Source organism: Paractinoplanes globisporus DSM 43857 (assembly GCF_000379645.1).
Lineage (GTDB): Bacteria > Actinomycetota > Actinomycetes > Mycobacteriales > Micromonosporaceae > Actinoplanes > Actinoplanes globisporus.
The window spans coordinates 143,420-158,285 of the sequence record NZ_KB903304.1; the positions used below are offsets into that span (position 1 = coordinate 143,420).

The window sequence follows — 14,866 nt, forward strand, 5'->3', positions numbered from 1 at the left end:
AAAAGTCCACAATGTATCGACACACGGCGTCGTCGTGTGATCACATCCGGCCATGACCCATCCTTCTGGGGCGGAGGATCCGGAGTCGTGGCAGCACGACTTCGAACAGATGATGCGGGACGACCCCGGTGGCGCGGCCGACGCGTTGCTGGCGGCCTGGCCCGAGGTCGAGCGGGACACCGCGCTGGTCGATCGGCTGCGCGCCGCCGTCGATCGGCTGTTGGAAAGCGATCGCGGCACGCTCTGGGAGGGCGGACTGCACCCGGTGGTGTTCCGCGCCGGGAACAGCCTTCCCCATCAGGGCCTGCTGCCCGCGGCGGTGACGTACTGGGAGCGCCTCCTGCCCACGGCCGTCGAGCGGCTCGGGCCGGAGCATCCGGACACCCTGACCATCACCAACAACCTTCTTTGGGCGTACGGGAGAGCGGGCGACCCGGATCGGGCGCTCTCGGGCTTCCGCGACCTGCTGACCGTCCGGCGCCGGGTCCTCGGCGAAGACGACCAGAACACCCTCGCCACCCGGCACGCGGTCGCGTTCTGGCAGGACGCGGCCGGTGACCCGGCGGGCGCGGCCGACACGCTGCGCGAGCTCATCCCCGACTACGAGCGGGTGCTCGGCGCCGACCATCGCGACACGCTGAACACCCGGATCGCGCTCGTGGAGATCATCGGCACGATCGATCCGGCGCGGGCGGTGACCGATCTGCGGCCGCTGCTCGACGACTTCCGCCGGACGCTGGGCGATGATTCGCCCGAAGTGTTCGAGGTGGAGGTCGAGCTGGCCGGGCTGCTGGCCGAGACCGGGGAGTACGCCGAGGCGCTCACCCGCGTCGACCGCCTGCTCGGCGACTACCGCCGGGTGCTGGGGCCGACCCACCTGGACACGCTGACGCTGCGCTTCCTCGCGGCCGACCTGCACGCCCGGGCCGGTCGGCAGTTCGAGGCCACCCAGGCGATGAACGCCCTGCGGGGTGACGTGGCCGGGCTGCTCGACGAGGGCCACCGCGAGGTGGAAGACCTCCGATCGTCGATCGACTCCTGGTCACCGGCCGCCTGAGTCCCCGCTCACCAGGGCCAGCGCCAGCGCCTGCCCCGGGCAGCGCCGCGGGCCGGCGCCGAAGGCGAGGTCGCCGCGCAGCTCGACCAGCACGACCTCGCCGGCGCCGACGTCCAGGCCGCCGACCGTGACCGGCACAGTGGCCTGGCGCTTGGTGGCGCGTACCGGCGGATCGTCGCGAAGAACGTCGTCCAGCGGCCGATCCCTGACCCGCTCCCGCAGAGCCGCCGTGGCGTCGCAGGCCTGGACGAGCACCCCGATGCGGGCGGCGGTCGACTCCGACCGTTCCCCGCCGAGGATCGCGATCAGCCGCTCGACCGCGGCGTCGGCCCGGGTGTCGTCGCCACTGCCCGGCTGGTAGGCCTGTGCCACGTCGCGGACGAGGTCGGCCACCGGCGGCTCGATGCCCATGGCGCGGGCCAGCACCTCGACCGGGTGACCTTTGCTCGCCGGCGCCGGCGGGATCGTCCGGATGATCGCCTCGGACAGGGCGCGGCGACGGTCATGATCGTCCCCGGTCGCGAACCGGCCGACGGTGGCCCGGAGCCAGCCGACGCCCGTCTCGGCGAACGGCACCGGCGGTACCACGAAGCGTGGGTCGTTCAGCACCGCAAGGGCGGCATCGTGGCCGCGAATCTCCCGCATGCCCCGGACGCTAGCGGCGTCCGGGTTCGGTCTCCGCCGAACGATCCATTGACAGATTCCCGACAAAAGGTCTATGTCGTAATGAGAGGTCTATGGCCGTATAGGGCGCGGAATCCTCTGGATTGCCCCGGTCGAGTCCCCGCACACTGGCCTTTCATCCCGGCTACGCATCTCCAGGGGGTTCGGCATGTCGTCCCACCAGAGTTCCGCAGTCACCGCCGCCGCCGTGCTGACCGCGGCCACCGTCATCGTCGTCGGCTACCGCCTGAGCCGCGGCCACTCGACGTGGCGTGACCTGCACGAGGCCCGCCAGGCACTGCGTTCCACCCGCCGCGACGCCCTGGTGCACACCGTCCAGTTCCTCACCAGTGCGCTCGTGATCCTGGGCCTGCTCTTCGCCGCCGCCTTCAACGCCGCCCGATAAAAAACGCCGGCCAACCCCATGTGGGTCGGCCGGCCATTCGGCCGCGTCAGGCCTTCGGCTCCAGCCGGATCGACAGGCTGTTGACGCAATGACGGGTGTTCTTCGCCGTGAAGTGCTCACCGCGGAACACGTGCCCGAGGTGCGAGTCGCACCGGGCGCACCGGATCTCGACCCGGGCCATGCCGAGGCTGCGGTCCTCGATCTCCTTGATCGCGCCCGGGATGGCGTCGTCGAAGGACGGCCACCCGCAGTGCGAGTCGAACTTGTAGTCGCTCGGGTAGAGCGCGGCGCCGCAAGCGCGACAGTCGTAAGTTCCCTCGGTCTTGGTGTCGACATACTCGCCGGACCAGGGCGCCTCGGTCCCGGCCTGGCGAAGAACCCGGAACTCGTCCGGGCTGAGGCGGACCCGCCACTCGTCCTCGGTGGTGGGCAGGGTGGTGTCATTTGTTGCCATGCTTCAAAGGTACGTCGATGGGTGCCGACGCACTCCACGTGCGGCCGTTGTCATTCCCACACCCGTTGACGGGAACATGGAAGATGCATCGTTCCACCCCACTCAGCGGCAGTCCTTCGGCCACGGCCTCTACGTCGGCATGATCATCGCGGCGCTCGCCACCGCGATCGCCGTGGTCGCCGGGCCGCCGGGGTGGGTATGGGCGTTGCTGGCCTTCGGACCGCCCGCAGTGGGCGCGGCGGTCGGCGTCGCGGTCGGCCGGCGCACTGGCGTCGAGATCTGCGCGGGCGGCATCCGGACCCGCTCGGTCTTCGCCGACGGACTCGCGCCGTGGAATCGGGTGGTGGACGTCCGGGAGGAGCGCCGAGGCGGCCGGACGGTGGTCTCGGTCTATCTCGACTCCGGCGCGAGCCTCCAGCTGCGGGCCCCGTACACCGGTGGATTGTTCGCCGCCGACCCTCGATTCGAGGTAAAAATGTTCGCTTTGTCCTATATGTGGCGGAGTCACCGTTTCGGTGGTCTTCCGGGATGATGACCCGCCGGGGGGTGTTAGGGGGTAAATCGGGCAATTGCCGCTAAGCTCCCCTCCGGACCTGGAAATACCGCCACAGAACGGATAACTCCTCATGAGTGCTACTCGTCGGATTCTGGTCGCCGGATTGCCCGCCGCGGCCGCCCTGGCCCTTGCCGCCTCGCCGGCCCTGGCCACGGTCGATCACCCGGCCCGCCCGGCCGCGACCGCGACTCCATGCGCCCAGACCCAGCGCGACAACTGCGACTACGGCGGCACCGCGACCGGCGCCGGCACGACGACCCCGAGCGGCGGGCACACCCGCGGCCACGGCGGGTACGCGACCACGCCGACCACGCCGGCCACGACACCGGCCACCACCAGCCCCACGAGCCCGGCGCCGAGCACCACCACGCCGTCGGCGCACGTGGCCACCGTACCGACGACCTCCACGGCCACCACGCCGAGCACGAGCGTCCAGGGCGCCACGCCCGCGCCGAGCTCGAGCACGGGTGGTGGCGTCAGCGCCGGCCACGCCCTGCCGGTGACCGGCGCGCCGGCGAGCGCGATCATCTCGCTCGGCGCGCTGATGGTCGCCGGCGGCGCGGCCTCGGTCTGGTACACGCGGCGTCGCCGCAGCGCCTGATCTTGGGCTGGAAAGGGCCGTCCGCCGGACGGCCCTTTTTCGTTAGGGTCGGTGCATGCCTAAAGCCGTAGCGGAAGAGCATGAGATCGCCGGCCACACCGTCCGGCTCAGCAGTCCGGACAAGCTGGTCTTCCCGAGCCGGGGCTACACGAAGCGCGACGTCTTCGAGTACTACCTGGCCGTCGGCGACGGCATCCTGCGCGCCCTGCGCAACCGGCCCACCACCCTGCAGCGCTTTCCCGACGGCGTCGAGGGCGAGGCGTTCTTCCAGAAGCGCATCCCGACCCGCGGCGTCCCGCCCTGGATCCAGACGGCAAGGATCACCTTCCCGAGCGGCCGGGGCGCCGACGAGCTGTGCCCGGCCGACCTCGCCCACGTGGCCTGGGCCGCGCAGATGGGCACGATCGTCTTCCACCCCTGGCCGGTACGGGCCGCCGCCGTCGACAACCCCGACGAGCTGCGCATCGACCTCGACCCGCACGCCGGCACCGGCTTCGCCGAGGTGGTCGCCACCGCCCAGGTGGTCCGCGAGGTGCTCGCCGATCTCGGCTGGATCGGCTATCCGAAGACATCCGGCGGCCGGGGCGTGCACGTCTACATCCGGATCGCCCCGCAGTGGTCGTTCGTGCAGGTGCGGCGGGCCGCGATCGCGCTGGCCCGGGAGGTGGAGCGGCGCAGCCCCGACCGGATCACCACGGCCTGGTGGAAGGAGGAGCGCGGCGAGAAGGTCTTCATCGACTTCAACCAGACCGCCCGCGACCGTACGATCGCCTGCGCCTACTCGCTGCGCGCCAACGGCCGGGCCACCGCCTCCACGCCGGTCACCTGGGACGAGCTGAGCCAGGTCGAGCCCGACGACTTCGATTTGCGCACGGTCCCGCCCCGGTTCGCCAAGATCGGGGATCCGCACGCCTCGATCGACGACGTGGCCCACGACATCACGCCGCTGCTCGAGTGGTCGGAGCGCGACGAGCGCAACGGCCAGGGCGACATGCCCTACCCGCCCGACCACCCGAAGATGCCGGGCGAGCCACCCCGCGTGCAGCCCAGCCGGATCAACCCCGCGAACTGGCCGAAGGAGTAGATCTCCGTTCCCGGCCGGGGATTGCCCGCCGCGCGTCAACATGATCCGGCCACGCCGGGGGCATACCTTCTCCATGGTCCCCGAACCCGCGCCTCGCGCCCCCGGCTTCGAGGCAGAGGTCTGCCGCTGGGTTCTCGACGACGCGACCCAGCTGCAGTCGCTGCGCGCGTCGCTGCTCGAGTCGATCACTCCCGCGTCCGTCCCGGCCGGTCACGCCTTGGACGAGACCGCGGAAAGCATGCTCGTCGTGGCGACCGAGCTCGCCAGCAACGCCCTCAAACACGGCCTGCCACCCACGATCGTGGTGCTGCGCCGCGCCGGCCCGGACTACCTCATCGACGTCGTCGATCATGACCCGGCTGCCGGGCTCGACGACACACGGCAGAACCGGCCGACCGGCGGCGGACTCGGACTCGTGCTGGCCCGCGCCTTGGCGCTCGAGGTCGGCTGGTACACGACAACCACCACCAAACACGTGTGGGCACGCTTCAACGCGCCCGACTAGCGGCTAACCCGGGAGATCTCCGTCAAAAGTGACGAACTGGTCAACGCCGGTCGCGGCGACCACAACCCGGATCACCGGCCTCGCCCGCAGCAGGCGGATCCGGGAACGACGCCCGGCGGCGTGGATCCCGATCAGGAAGTGAACGAGCACGGATCCGGCAAAGGTGACGCCGGCGAGATCAATGATTATCGTGCGGGGCCGCGCGTCCCGGACCCGATCGACGGCCCGGCTGAGCGCCAGCGCCGAACCCACGTCCACGGCGCCGATGATACGAATCCACATCGTGTCGCCGTCCGGCAGGACCCGGACGGACACCACACACGCATCTGCAGCCATAGCAACCGCGGCTTCCACCCAAGGAGCAGCACCGACGAGGGTAAGGCTGCCGTGGTCCGGGCAGCGACGGTCCTTCGACCGCCCCGACAGTTTAGGTCGAGGCGCCGGTCGACACCACCACCGCATCACGCGGGTGGAGCCCGGCGCTAAAGAGCCAGCTTCATGCCCTCGTGAGAGGCGACGAAGCCCAGCGACTCGTAGAAGCGATGCGCCTCCGTGCGCCGCTTGTCCGTCGTGAGCTGCACGAGTCGGCACCCTCGGTCGCGGGCGCGGTCCACCGCGTACGCCATGAGCCGGCGGCCGATGCCGCCGCCGCGCAGGTCGGACCGCACCCGGACCGCCTCCACGGTCATCCGCCACCCGCCGCCGCGGCTGAGCCCCGGCGTGAACGTGAGCTGGCAGGTCGCGACGATCCCGCCGTCGTCCTCCCCCACGATCAGCTCGTTGCCCGGGTCGGCGTCGATGGCCTCGAACGCCGCCCAGGTCTTGGCGTCGACCTCCTCGGGCACGACACCGAACCCGCGGGCCCGGCTGATCTCGTCGTCGGCGAGCAACGCCAGGACGGCGGGGACGTCGGCCCGTTCGGCCAACCGGAATCTCACCACTCGTCACCTCCCGGACACGTGCGCCGCTCGGGCACGATGTTGGTCATGCACGTCCTGCTCACGCCGTTCCGGAGGATCTATCGCGGGGTCGTCTGGCTGGCGAACTCACCGCGCACCCTGATCCTTGCCTACGCCATGCTGATCGTCGTCTGCGCGACGGCCTACCACTACTTCGAGAAGAGCGCCTCCATCGGCGACTCGCTCTGGTGGGCGATCGTGACCGCCTCCACCGTCGGTTACGGCGACATCTCGCCGAAGACCTGGGAGGGACGGCTGCTGGCCGGGATCCTCATCTCGGTGATGGTGCTCCTGGTCATCCCGCTGATCACCGCTCATTTCGCGAGCAAGCTGATCGTCGACGCCGACGCCTTCCGCCACGAGGAGCAGGAGGAGCTCAAGCACAACCTGCGCCGCGTGAAGGTGCTGCTCGAGGCCCTCGCCGAGCGCGAGGGGGTCATTTTGCCGGACACCGCAGCCCCTCCTGCGGCACCGTCAGACCGATGAGGTAGTTGTCGACCGCCTTCACGATGCAGGGCGTGCTCGGGTAGGCCGTGTGGCCCTCGCCCTCCCACGTCAGCACGTGCCCGACGCCGAGCATGCTCGCCAGGTCGGCGGTGTTCTCGTACGGTGTGGCGGGGTCGCCGGTCGTGCCGACCACGACGATCGGCGGGGCGCCGGTGGCCGGGCCGGCCGGGTACGGGTCGCGCTCGCCGGGCCAGAGGCTGCACGAGAGCATGCCGACCGCGAGCGAGCCGCCGAACATCGGGTACTTCGTGCGCCACTCCCCCTGCAGCTTGCGGATCTCGTCGACGCTCGGCACATCCTTGGTGTCGGAGCAGTTCACCGCGAGGTTCGCATCGAACAGGTTGCTGTACTCGCCGTTGGGCTCGCGTTCCGCGTACTGGTCGGCGAGGTTGAAGATGCCCTTGGCGTTGCCCTCCTTGAGCGCGGACACCGCCCCGGCCACCGCCGCCCAGCCCGACTCCGTGTAGAGCGACGAGATCACGGCCAGGAAGATCCAGCCTGGGGTCGCCTTGCGGCCGTCCTCGTACGGCACGGGGTTCTTCTCGGCGGCGGCCATGGCGTCGTTTACCGCCTTGCGCGCGTCGGGCGCGATCGGGCATTTCGCCGGCGTCTGCCGGCACCAGTTGCTGAAGTTCGTGAACGCGCGCTCGAAGCCTTTCGCCTGCGTCTCGGACCCTTGGACGTACGTCTGCTTGGGGTCGACCGCGCCGTCGAGCACCATGGCCCGGATGTGCGTGGGGAACAGCTGGGCGTAGGTCGCGCCGAGCAGCGTGCCGTAGGAGAAGCCCAGGTAGGTCAGCTTCTCGTCGCCGACCGCCGTGCGGATCGAGTCCATGTCCTTGGCGGCCTGCTCGGTGGAGAACGTGACGAGCTGGTCGCCGTACTTGTTGCCGCAGCCGGTCACGATCTTCTTGTTCAGCGCGACGAAGCTGTCGAACTGGGCCTGGGTGACCGGGTCGGGCGGGGAGCCGAAGTTCGCGTCCTGGTCGGCGTCGCTGATGCACTTGACCGGGTCGGAGCGGCCGACGCCACGCGGGTCGAAGCCGAGGATGTCGAACCGGTCGGTGATCTCGGTGGGCAGGCCGCCGAGCGCCTCGCCGAAGGACAGGTAGACCGCCAGGTCGACACCGGAGCCGCCGGGGCCGCCGGGGTTGATCAGGAGCGAGCCGATGCGGTTCTTCTGCGTTTTCGACCGGACGCGGATCATCGAGATGCCGTACGTCTCGCCGGAGCCCTTGTCGTTCCAGTCGCGCGGCACGTCGACGGTGGCGCAGTCGTAGGTCATCCCCTTGGCCGCGGTGCCGACCAGCTTTTGCGGGATGTCGGAGCAGTCCTGCCAGTCGGCGGTGCCGCTGGGCACGGCCGAGCCGCCGGCGGCCGGCGTGGACTCGCCCGACCCGTCCGGTGCGAACGTGGGCACGGTGCACCCGGCGACGGCGAGAACCGTCGCGAGCAGGAGTCCGGCGACCAGGCGGAGGCGACGCGGCACGATGAGGGCCTTTCGACGGCTGTACTTGCGGGTCCGAGGTTAACCGCTCGGTCCGACAAGATTTCTCAGCGGCTGGTCAGCACCTCGGCCAGATTGAACTGCACAGGCCGTTCCAGCTGCTCAAACGTGCATGAGCTGGGCTCGCGATCGGTGCGCCACCGCTCGAACTGCGCCGTGTGCCGGAATCGGATGCCCTCCATGTAGTCGTAGCGCACCTCGACCACCCGCTCCGGCCGCAGCGGGGTGAACGAGAGGTCCTTGCCGTTGTTCCACCGGCTGTACTCGTTCTTGCGCGGGGTGCGCTCGCCCTGCTCGTGGGCCGCCCAGTCCCACGGGTGCCCCTCGAACGTCGTGACCAGCGGCTGCATCTCGCGGAACAGCTCCTCGCGGACCGCCATCGGGAAACTGCCGATCACGCCGACCGAGACCAGCACGTCACGCTCGTCATAGAGGCCGAGCAGCAGCGAGCCGATCCGGTCCTCGCCGGACTTGTGCACGCGGTACCCGGCGACGACACAGTCCGCCGTACGCTTATGTTTGATCTTGGTCATGACCCGCTTGTCGGGCTGATAGGTGAGGTCGCGACCCTTCGCGATCAAGCCGTCGAGCCCGGCGCCCTCGAATTCCGCGAACCACCGCCGCGCGGTCGGAAGATCGTCGGTGGCCGGGGTGATGTGCACCGGTGGCTGCGCATCCTTCAGTACGTTGAGGAGCCGTTCCCGGCGCTCCCCGAAGGGCCGCTCGGTGAGGTCCTCGTCGCCGATCGCCAGCAGGTCGAACGCCACGAAGCTGGCCGGCGTCTGCTCGCTGAGCAGCTTGACCCGGCTCGCGGCGGGATGGATGCGCTGTTGCAGCGCCTCGAAGTCGAGTGTGTTGCGCTCGGTGTCGGCCACGATCACCTCGCCGTCGATCACCGCCCGTTCCGGGAAGTTGGCCAGCACGGCCCGCACGACCTCGGGGAAGTACCTGGTCATCGGCTTCTCGTTGCGACTGCCGATCTCCACCTCGTCGCCGTCGCGGAAGATGATCGAGCGGAAGCCGTCCCACTTCGGCTCGTACACCTGCCCGGGCGGAATCTCCGCGACGGGTTTCGCGAGCATCGGCTTGACTGGCGGGTTGATCGGCAGATCCATGGGACCCAGTCTGCCCGTTCCGCCGCGATCCGGTAGCCCCTTGTCCACAGGCCACTTCGTTGTCCACAGGTCTGGACTCTCCCCCAAGGGGAGAGTCCAGACTTCAATCCATGACCACCCGCCACCTCGAAACGCTCTCCATCGGTGAGTTCGGCCGCCGGGCCGGGCTGTCGGTCAAGGCGCTCCGGCTCTACGACGTCTCCGGCCTGCTGCGGGCCGACTCCGTCGATCCGGCCACTGGCTATCGCCGATATCGCGCCGACCAGTTCGACCGTGCCCGGCGCATCAGCCTGCTGCGTCGCGTCGAGATGCCGCTGTCGGTGATGCCCGAGGTGCTCGACGCGCCCGACGACGAGGCCGTGCTGCGTCTCGACCGCTGGTGGGCCGCTCAGGAGGCGATCATGCAAAACCGGCGTGGCAGCGTGGCCTGGCTCCGCGGTCAGCTCGCGCACGGCGTCATTTCCCCCGAGCAGACGTACGAGGTGAGTGCCCGCGATGTCCCCACCACCAAGGTCGCCAGTGTGTGCGTCGAGGTGTACCAGAACACCCTCGTCCAGACGATGCGCAGTTGCGAGTGGGCGATCCGCAACCACCTCGACCAGCAGCGCGCCGTCACCACGCCCGAGTTCTGGGTGCTGTACCACGGCCCGGTCACCCCCGACAACGACGCTGCGATCGAGGTCTGCCTGCCGTTCACCGGCGCCGCCGAGCCGACCGGCGAGATCGTCATCCGCGTCGAGCCGGCGCACCGCGAGGTCTACACGACCGTCGCCCGCGACGACGCCTTCTATCCGCGCATCATGCACGCCTACGAGGCCGTCTCCACCCACGCCCTCCGGCACGGGCTCGTGCCGAGCGGCCCCGAGCGCGAGATCTACCTGAACGACTGGGACCAGATCTCCGGCACCGACCCCTTCGTGCACGTGGCCCAACCGATCCAGGAGTGAACATGGACTACACCCGACAGACCCGGTTCTCCGACCCGCGCGCCCACGCGCCCCTCTTCGACGCGCTGCCCGACGACCCCGGCGGCATCGGGGAGGTGATCCGCAACATCGTCGTCCACTATCGCGCGTCCGGCATCCCGTTCCCGCCCGACCGCCTCACCGAGATCGACAGCCGCTGGGCCGACCGCCTGCTCGACGCCGACCGCCGCCGCTTCGACACGCCGCTGGCCGAGCCGCGCCCGCCCGAGCAGCGCATCGTCGGCTGCTGCCGCGACTTCACGCTGCTCACCGTCTCGGCCCTGCGGCACAAGGGCATCCCGGCCCGCAGCCGCATCGGCTTCGCCGACTACCTGGACCCGCACTGGCACTACGACCACGTCGTCGCGGAGTACTGGGACGGCGCCCGCTGGGTCGCCACCGACACCCAGATCGACGTGGCCGACGTCCGGCTAGCCCCCGGCGGCCTGCGCCCCGCCTCGCAGGTCTGGTCGTCCTACCGTCGCGGCGAGATCGACGTCAACCAGTTCGGCGTCGACCCCGGCCTCGACGACGTCCGCGGCGACTGGTTCGTCCGCAACTACGTCATCACCGAACTGGCCCACCGCCACGGCGACGAGCTCCTGCTGTGGGACCTGTGGGGCGGCATGTCCCGCGAACTGACCGGCGACCTGACCCTGATCGACGAGATAGCCGACCTGCTCCAGTCCGCCGACGCCGGCGACACCACCGCCGAACGCAAGCTGGCCGAGCACTACGCCACCGACCCCCGCCTGCACCCCGGCACCCACGTAACCTGCGCCTCCCCCGTGGCCCCGGAGTCCCAGGCCGACCTACGCCGAGAGCCCACCACCTGACCCGGCCGCCGCGACCCTGACCCGGCCGCCGCCCGGCCCTGACCCAGCCGTCGCGCCACCTGACCCAGGGCGGCACGCCAGCTGACCCGAAGGCGGCACGCCAGCTGACCCGGGGCGACATTCGACCTGACCCTGCCGGTGCGCGGCCGGACCCGGCTGGCGCGCGACGCCGCGTCAGTTGGCACGGCGGCGCGCACCTGACGTGGGCGGCGCGCCGCCTGACCGGGGCCGTCCGCCACCTGAGCTGGGCGGGTCGCCAAGCCGCGGGTCGGCTATCGCACCAGCAGTTCGAGCAGGCGATCCAGTTCGGCGGACGGGTCGGCGGCGAGGCCCATGTGCACCGGGCCGGCCCGCAGGATCGTGCTGCGCGGGGCGACCAGCCAGCGGAACCGCTCGCCCGGCTTCATCTCGGCCGCCGCGCCGGCGCCGGTGCAGGTGGCCTCCCACGAGGCGAGGGCGGCCGCGATCGCGTCCACGTCGGCTTCCGGGTCGAGGCAGCGCAGCCGCTCCTCGTGCAGGTGCGTGCGCGCCGCCAGAAAGTCCAGGCGCTGGCTGTAAAGCATCACGCCGACATTGATCAGCTCACCGCGTTCGATCCGAGGGCAGGCCTGAATGATGGCGTACTCGTACGGGATTCTCATGGCAGCCACGCCTCTGGCTGCGCGGCCCGCTCCGACAGGTGGTTCAGATAGGCGTCGCGATCGCCGTCGTCGAGCCATTCGTCCGGCACCAGGGCCACAACCTCGGCCAGCAGGCCGGGCGTCACCCGCTCGGCGAGCGCGGGCCCCTCCGTCGCCAGCGCCGTGGCGTACGGCTTGAGCACGTGGTCGTCCCACTTGTACGGCCGATGCACCACGCTCGCGGCCCGCGGCCAGTTGTGGTGGAAGTAAAGGGTGGCCCCGTGGTCGATCAGCCAGAGGGCGTTGTGCCAGATCAGCAGGTTCGGGTTGCGCCAGCTGCGATCGACGTTCTCGACGAACGCGTCAAAGGCGATGACCCGCGACGCCAGCGCCGGGTCGACCGGGTGCGCGATCGGGTCGTATCCGAGGGCCCCCGGCAGGAAGTCCATGCCCAGGTTCGCCCCCGCGCTCGCCTTGATCAGCTCCTGGACCTCTTCGTCCGGCTCCGCCCGCGCGACGATCGGGTCCAGGTGCACCACCGCAAGGTCGGGCACCGGCAGCCCTAACCGCCGTCCCAGTTCCCCCGAGATCACCTCGGCCACCAGCGCCTTGGGCCCCTGCCCCGCCCCGCGAAACTTCACGACATAGGTCCCCAGGTCGTCGGCCTCGACCACCCCGGGCAGCGACCCGCCCTCCCGCAGCGGCGTGACATACCGCAGCGCCGTAACCTCACGCAACACGCCGCCCACCCTAACGGCCGCCGATCACCACCCCCGCCATCGCCCCAACCCGCCGCCACGACCCACCCGCCGCCCGCGCCCACCGCTGCGACCGCGCGGGCGTGGCGCGTAACGCGACGCGGCCGTGACGCCAACCCCGCGGGCGCGACGCGACGCGGCGTGACCGCAACCCCGGGTGACCGTCGTGGCGGCTGGGGCCGGGCGCCGGGCGCGACGCGGGTGACCGAACCCCGGCGGGCGTGACGCGACGCGCGGGCGTGACCGCAACCCCGGGCGGGCGGGACGCGCGGGCGTGACCGAAAACCGGGCGGGCGCGACGCGAGCGTGACCGCAAACTTCGGATGCGCGTGCGGGCCGTCGGCATCGGCCGGCGGCCCGCGGTGGCGGTATTGGTGGGTCAGATGGTGTTGGGGCCCTGGCGGCGGAGTTCGTCGACCTTGGTCATGGCCTGGCGTAGGTCGGCCAGCCACTCCTCGGTGTGCTGGCCTACCAGCTTCACGCACCAGGCCAGGGCCTCGGAGCGGGAGCGGGCAACGCCGGCGTCGACCAGGGTGTCGAGGATCTGGCGCTCGGGCTGGCGCAGGCGCGTCATTACAGGAGCGGCCAGGTGGGTGAACAACTCGTTGGTGTCGCCGCAGCGGATGCCCCAGGCGACCTTGCGCTGGTAGTGGTGCTCGATCTGGCGGGCGACCCTAATGCGGTCGTCTCGGGTGTCCTCGCGGAACTGATTGATGCGGCCGGCCTGGGCGGCTGCCCGGTCGGCGTCGGTGGCGTCCGGGCCCAGGTCGGGCTCGGGCACTCGGGCCCAGATGATGATCTCGTCGCGGTCCACGACGATCTCGGGGCGCTCGGTGAACCAACCGTCGGGAACGGCGCCGGTCACCCAGGCGGCGGCGTCATCGGCGTTGGGTGGCTCGGCACGGCCTCCCGGTGGTGCGGGACGAAAACGCATTCCAACCTCCCCTTGCGAACGTGATTACAGGATTACACCGTTACAGCGTTTGCTGCCATCACGTTCGCTGCGGGCGGAAGCCGGGCCAAAGCCGGACCGAAGCCGGGCGGAAGCCGGGCAGAGGAAAGTCAGCCCTGCTTCGCCATCTGGGCCGCGCGGAGATCCGCGTGCATCTCCCACGGCGGCTGCGACAGCACGTGGCCGGTCTCGAGCAGGGACTTCAGGTTGGCCATGACGGCCGGCCAGCCGTGCGAGATCGCGCGGAACGCCTCATCGTCGGCCAGGTTTTCCTGGATCACGGTCAGGCGGACGATGTCCTGGTAGGGCTCGATGTCGAAGGTGACCCGGGACGGGCCGCCGGGCGCCGGCTCCGAGGCCCCGGGCTCCTCGAAGGTGATCACCAGGCGGGAGGGCGGGGTCGACTCGAGCACCTTGCCCACGACGTCGGCGATCCCGGAGCCGTCGGTCCGCACGTGCTCCCATGTCGAGCCGGGCTGCCAGTCCGAGACGTTCGAGTGGCCCCAGTAATCGGCGGTCAGATCGGCGTCGGTCAGCGCCTGGAACACGCGCGAAGGCGTGCTCTGGATGTACGTCACGTACACGTAGTCGGGCTTGTCGGTCATGTCGAGCTCCTCCGCACTCTGCTTGATGGCCGCCAGCGTCCGCAGCCGGGGCTGCTCGAACGGCGCGAGCCATCGCTGCAGGATGTCGTAGATCGGGACCGGGTTGAGGTAGTGCAGCTTCTCCCGGCCGCGACGGACCGTGCTGATCAGGTTCGCCTCTTCGAGAGCGGCGAGATGCTGGGTGGCCGATTGCCGCGCCATCTCGAGCTGACCGCACAGCTGCCCGAGCGTCTGCCCATCGTCTTTCCGCAGGCTGTCGAGCAGGCGCCGCCGAGAGGGATCGGCGAGCGCCCGGAACACCCGGTCCATGTCACCGCTCACGACCCCATTATGCAGTCTCGGACCTGCATAACGTCAAGTGATGGAGAGCCATCGCGAGAAGCACACCCACGACATACCACACCAAATCGTACGGATCGAAGCTGCGCCCGAGCACGAGCCGCGCCACCACGCTGTGCGCCGACAACGCGGCCGGAACACTGCTGAGCTGGAAGAACTCGACCGCCCAGCAGAACCCGATCGAGATCAGCCCGAGCACGACCGCACGACCTCGCGGCCAGAGCACCAGCAGTCCGCCGTAGAACGCGGACGCGTACAGCGCCGTGCCCGAGATCTGCTCCAGCAGCCCGGTCGTCTCGACCGCCGTCCCGGTCACCAGCCGGATCGCGAAGGCGAGGCCGAGCGACCCCACAATCAAGGCCAAGCCGAAGACCCGC

20 protein-coding genes are annotated in these 14,866 nt (G+C 70.4%); 9 read left to right on the forward strand and 11 right to left on the reverse strand.

Going from position 1 to position 14,866, the window contains the following annotated elements:
* Nucleotides 1–52: 52 nt before the first annotated feature.
* Entirely contained in the window at nucleotides 53–1,057 is a 1,005-nt protein-coding gene (locus tag A3CQ_RS53380; protein ID WP_020512517.1) for a tetratricopeptide repeat protein, read from the forward strand.
* Here the strand turns inward: A3CQ_RS53380 and A3CQ_RS0118920 are convergent.
* Nucleotides 1,043–1,702, reverse strand: coding sequence for a cytochrome P450 family protein (locus tag A3CQ_RS0118920; protein ID WP_020512518.1), 660 nt, complete (start codon nucleotides 1,700–1,702; stop codon nucleotides 1,043–1,045). The genes A3CQ_RS53380 and A3CQ_RS0118920 overlap by 15 nt on opposite strands.
* Nucleotides 1,703–1,889: 187 nt before the next feature.
* On the opposite strand from A3CQ_RS0118920, the gene A3CQ_RS0118925 reads away from it, so the two are divergent.
* Nucleotides 1,890–2,126 carry a hypothetical protein gene (locus A3CQ_RS0118925; protein ID WP_026205870.1) on the forward strand — a complete coding sequence of 79 codons (237 nt, stop codon included), beginning with the start codon at nucleotides 1,890–1,892 and terminating at the stop codon, nucleotides 2,124–2,126.
* 46 nt (nucleotides 2,127–2,172) lie between these two features.
* Here A3CQ_RS0118925 and msrB read toward each other — a convergent pair whose 3' ends face one another.
* The gene (gene msrB / locus A3CQ_RS0118930; protein ID WP_020512520.1) at nucleotides 2,173–2,580 is read right to left on the reverse strand and encodes a peptide-methionine (R)-S-oxide reductase MsrB; all 408 of its coding nucleotides are present in this window, start codon (nucleotides 2,578–2,580) and stop codon (nucleotides 2,173–2,175) included.
* Between the two features lie 76 nt (nucleotides 2,581–2,656).
* On the opposite strand from msrB, the gene A3CQ_RS0118935 reads away from it, so the two are divergent.
* The 4 genes from A3CQ_RS0118935 to A3CQ_RS0118950 all read left to right on the forward strand — a co-directional run bounded on the left by A3CQ_RS0118935 (nucleotide 2,657) and on the right by A3CQ_RS0118950 (nucleotide 5,326).
* On the forward strand, nucleotides 2,657–3,112 hold the full coding sequence (locus A3CQ_RS0118935; RefSeq protein ID WP_020512521.1) for a hypothetical protein: 456 nt from the start codon (nucleotides 2,657–2,659) through the stop codon (nucleotides 3,110–3,112).
* A gap of 94 nt (nucleotides 3,113–3,206) precedes the next feature.
* Entirely contained in the window at nucleotides 3,207–3,737 is a 531-nt protein-coding gene (locus A3CQ_RS60920; protein ID WP_157296063.1) for an LPXTG cell wall anchor domain-containing protein, read from the forward strand.
* 55 nt (nucleotides 3,738–3,792) lie between these two features.
* Complete coding sequence (gene ligD, locus A3CQ_RS0118945; protein WP_020512523.1) at nucleotides 3,793–4,821, forward strand: non-homologous end-joining DNA ligase; 1,029 nt, start codon at nucleotides 3,793–3,795, stop codon at nucleotides 4,819–4,821.
* Nucleotides 4,822–4,894: 73 nt separating this feature from the next.
* Nucleotides 4,895–5,326 carry an ATP-binding protein gene (locus A3CQ_RS0118950; RefSeq protein WP_020512524.1) on the forward strand — a complete coding sequence of 144 codons (432 nt, stop codon included), beginning with the start codon at nucleotides 4,895–4,897 and terminating at the stop codon, nucleotides 5,324–5,326.
* A gap of 3 nt (nucleotides 5,327–5,329) precedes the next feature.
* Here A3CQ_RS0118950 and A3CQ_RS0118955 read toward each other — a convergent pair whose 3' ends face one another.
* Together A3CQ_RS0118955 and A3CQ_RS0118960 are read right to left on the reverse strand one after the other, a co-directional pair.
* A complete protein-coding gene (locus A3CQ_RS0118955; RefSeq protein WP_157296065.1) occupies nucleotides 5,330–5,680 on the reverse strand; it encodes an STAS domain-containing protein in 351 nt (116 codons plus the stop codon).
* 128 nt (nucleotides 5,681–5,808) lie between these two features.
* Complete coding sequence (locus A3CQ_RS0118960; protein WP_026205871.1) at nucleotides 5,809–6,264, reverse strand: GNAT family N-acetyltransferase; 456 nt, start codon at nucleotides 6,262–6,264, stop codon at nucleotides 5,809–5,811.
* Between the two features lie 48 nt (nucleotides 6,265–6,312).
* Here A3CQ_RS0118960 and A3CQ_RS0118965 point away from each other — a divergent pair, with 48 nt between their 5' ends.
* On the forward strand, nucleotides 6,313–6,771 hold the full coding sequence (locus A3CQ_RS0118965; protein ID WP_040432606.1) for a potassium channel family protein: 459 nt from the start codon (nucleotides 6,313–6,315) through the stop codon (nucleotides 6,769–6,771).
* Here A3CQ_RS0118965 and A3CQ_RS0118970 read toward each other — a convergent pair.
* Nucleotides 6,722–8,281: an alpha/beta hydrolase gene (locus A3CQ_RS0118970; RefSeq protein WP_020512528.1), complete on the reverse strand. Its 1,560-nt coding sequence runs from the start codon at nucleotides 8,279–8,281 to the stop codon at nucleotides 6,722–6,724. The two genes, A3CQ_RS0118965 and A3CQ_RS0118970, sit on opposite strands and share 50 nt — an antisense overlap.
* Nucleotides 8,282–8,346: 65 nt before the next feature.
* Entirely contained in the window at nucleotides 8,347–9,414 is a 1,068-nt protein-coding gene (locus A3CQ_RS0118975; protein WP_020512529.1) for an ATP-dependent DNA ligase, read from the reverse strand.
* Between the two features lie 110 nt (nucleotides 9,415–9,524).
* On the opposite strand from A3CQ_RS0118975, the gene A3CQ_RS0118980 reads away from it, so the two are divergent.
* Together A3CQ_RS0118980 and A3CQ_RS0118985 are read left to right on the forward strand one after the other, a co-directional pair.
* Nucleotides 9,525–10,361: a MerR family transcriptional regulator gene (locus A3CQ_RS0118980; RefSeq protein WP_020512530.1), complete on the forward strand. Its 837-nt coding sequence runs from the start codon at nucleotides 9,525–9,527 to the stop codon at nucleotides 10,359–10,361.
* 2 nt (nucleotides 10,362–10,363) lie between these two features.
* The gene (locus A3CQ_RS0118985; protein ID WP_211216641.1) at nucleotides 10,364–11,215 is read left to right on the forward strand and encodes a transglutaminase-like domain-containing protein; all 852 of its coding nucleotides are present in this window, start codon (nucleotides 10,364–10,366) and stop codon (nucleotides 11,213–11,215) included.
* A gap of 272 nt (nucleotides 11,216–11,487) precedes the next feature.
* Here the strand turns inward: A3CQ_RS0118985 and A3CQ_RS0118990 are convergent, their stop codons facing one another.
* From A3CQ_RS0118990 to A3CQ_RS53385, 5 genes are all read right to left on the reverse strand, one after another.
* Nucleotides 11,488–11,856 (reverse strand): DUF3037 domain-containing protein, encoded by a 369-nt coding sequence (locus A3CQ_RS0118990; protein ID WP_020512532.1) that lies wholly within the window; start codon nucleotides 11,854–11,856, stop codon nucleotides 11,488–11,490.
* The gene (locus A3CQ_RS0118995; RefSeq protein ID WP_026205872.1) at nucleotides 11,853–12,575 is read right to left on the reverse strand and encodes a HipA family kinase; all 723 of its coding nucleotides are present in this window, start codon (nucleotides 12,573–12,575) and stop codon (nucleotides 11,853–11,855) included. The genes A3CQ_RS0118990 and A3CQ_RS0118995 overlap by 4 nt, the downstream gene beginning before the upstream one ends.
* 397 nt (nucleotides 12,576–12,972) lie before the next feature.
* A complete protein-coding gene (abmR, locus tag A3CQ_RS0119000; protein ID WP_026205873.1) occupies nucleotides 12,973–13,527 on the reverse strand; it encodes an ATP-binding transcription factor AbmR in 555 nt (184 codons plus the stop codon).
* 128 nt (nucleotides 13,528–13,655) lie between these two features.
* Nucleotides 13,656–14,471: an ArsR/SmtB family transcription factor gene (locus tag A3CQ_RS0119005; RefSeq protein ID WP_245577268.1), complete on the reverse strand. Its 816-nt coding sequence runs from the start codon at nucleotides 14,469–14,471 to the stop codon at nucleotides 13,656–13,658.
* Nucleotides 14,472–14,478: 7 nt separating this feature from the next.
* A complete protein-coding gene (locus A3CQ_RS53385) occupies nucleotides 14,479–14,853 on the reverse strand; it encodes a ribosomal maturation YjgA family protein (protein WP_211216642.1) in 375 nt (124 codons plus the stop codon).
* Nucleotides 14,854–14,866: the final 13 nt, after the last annotated feature.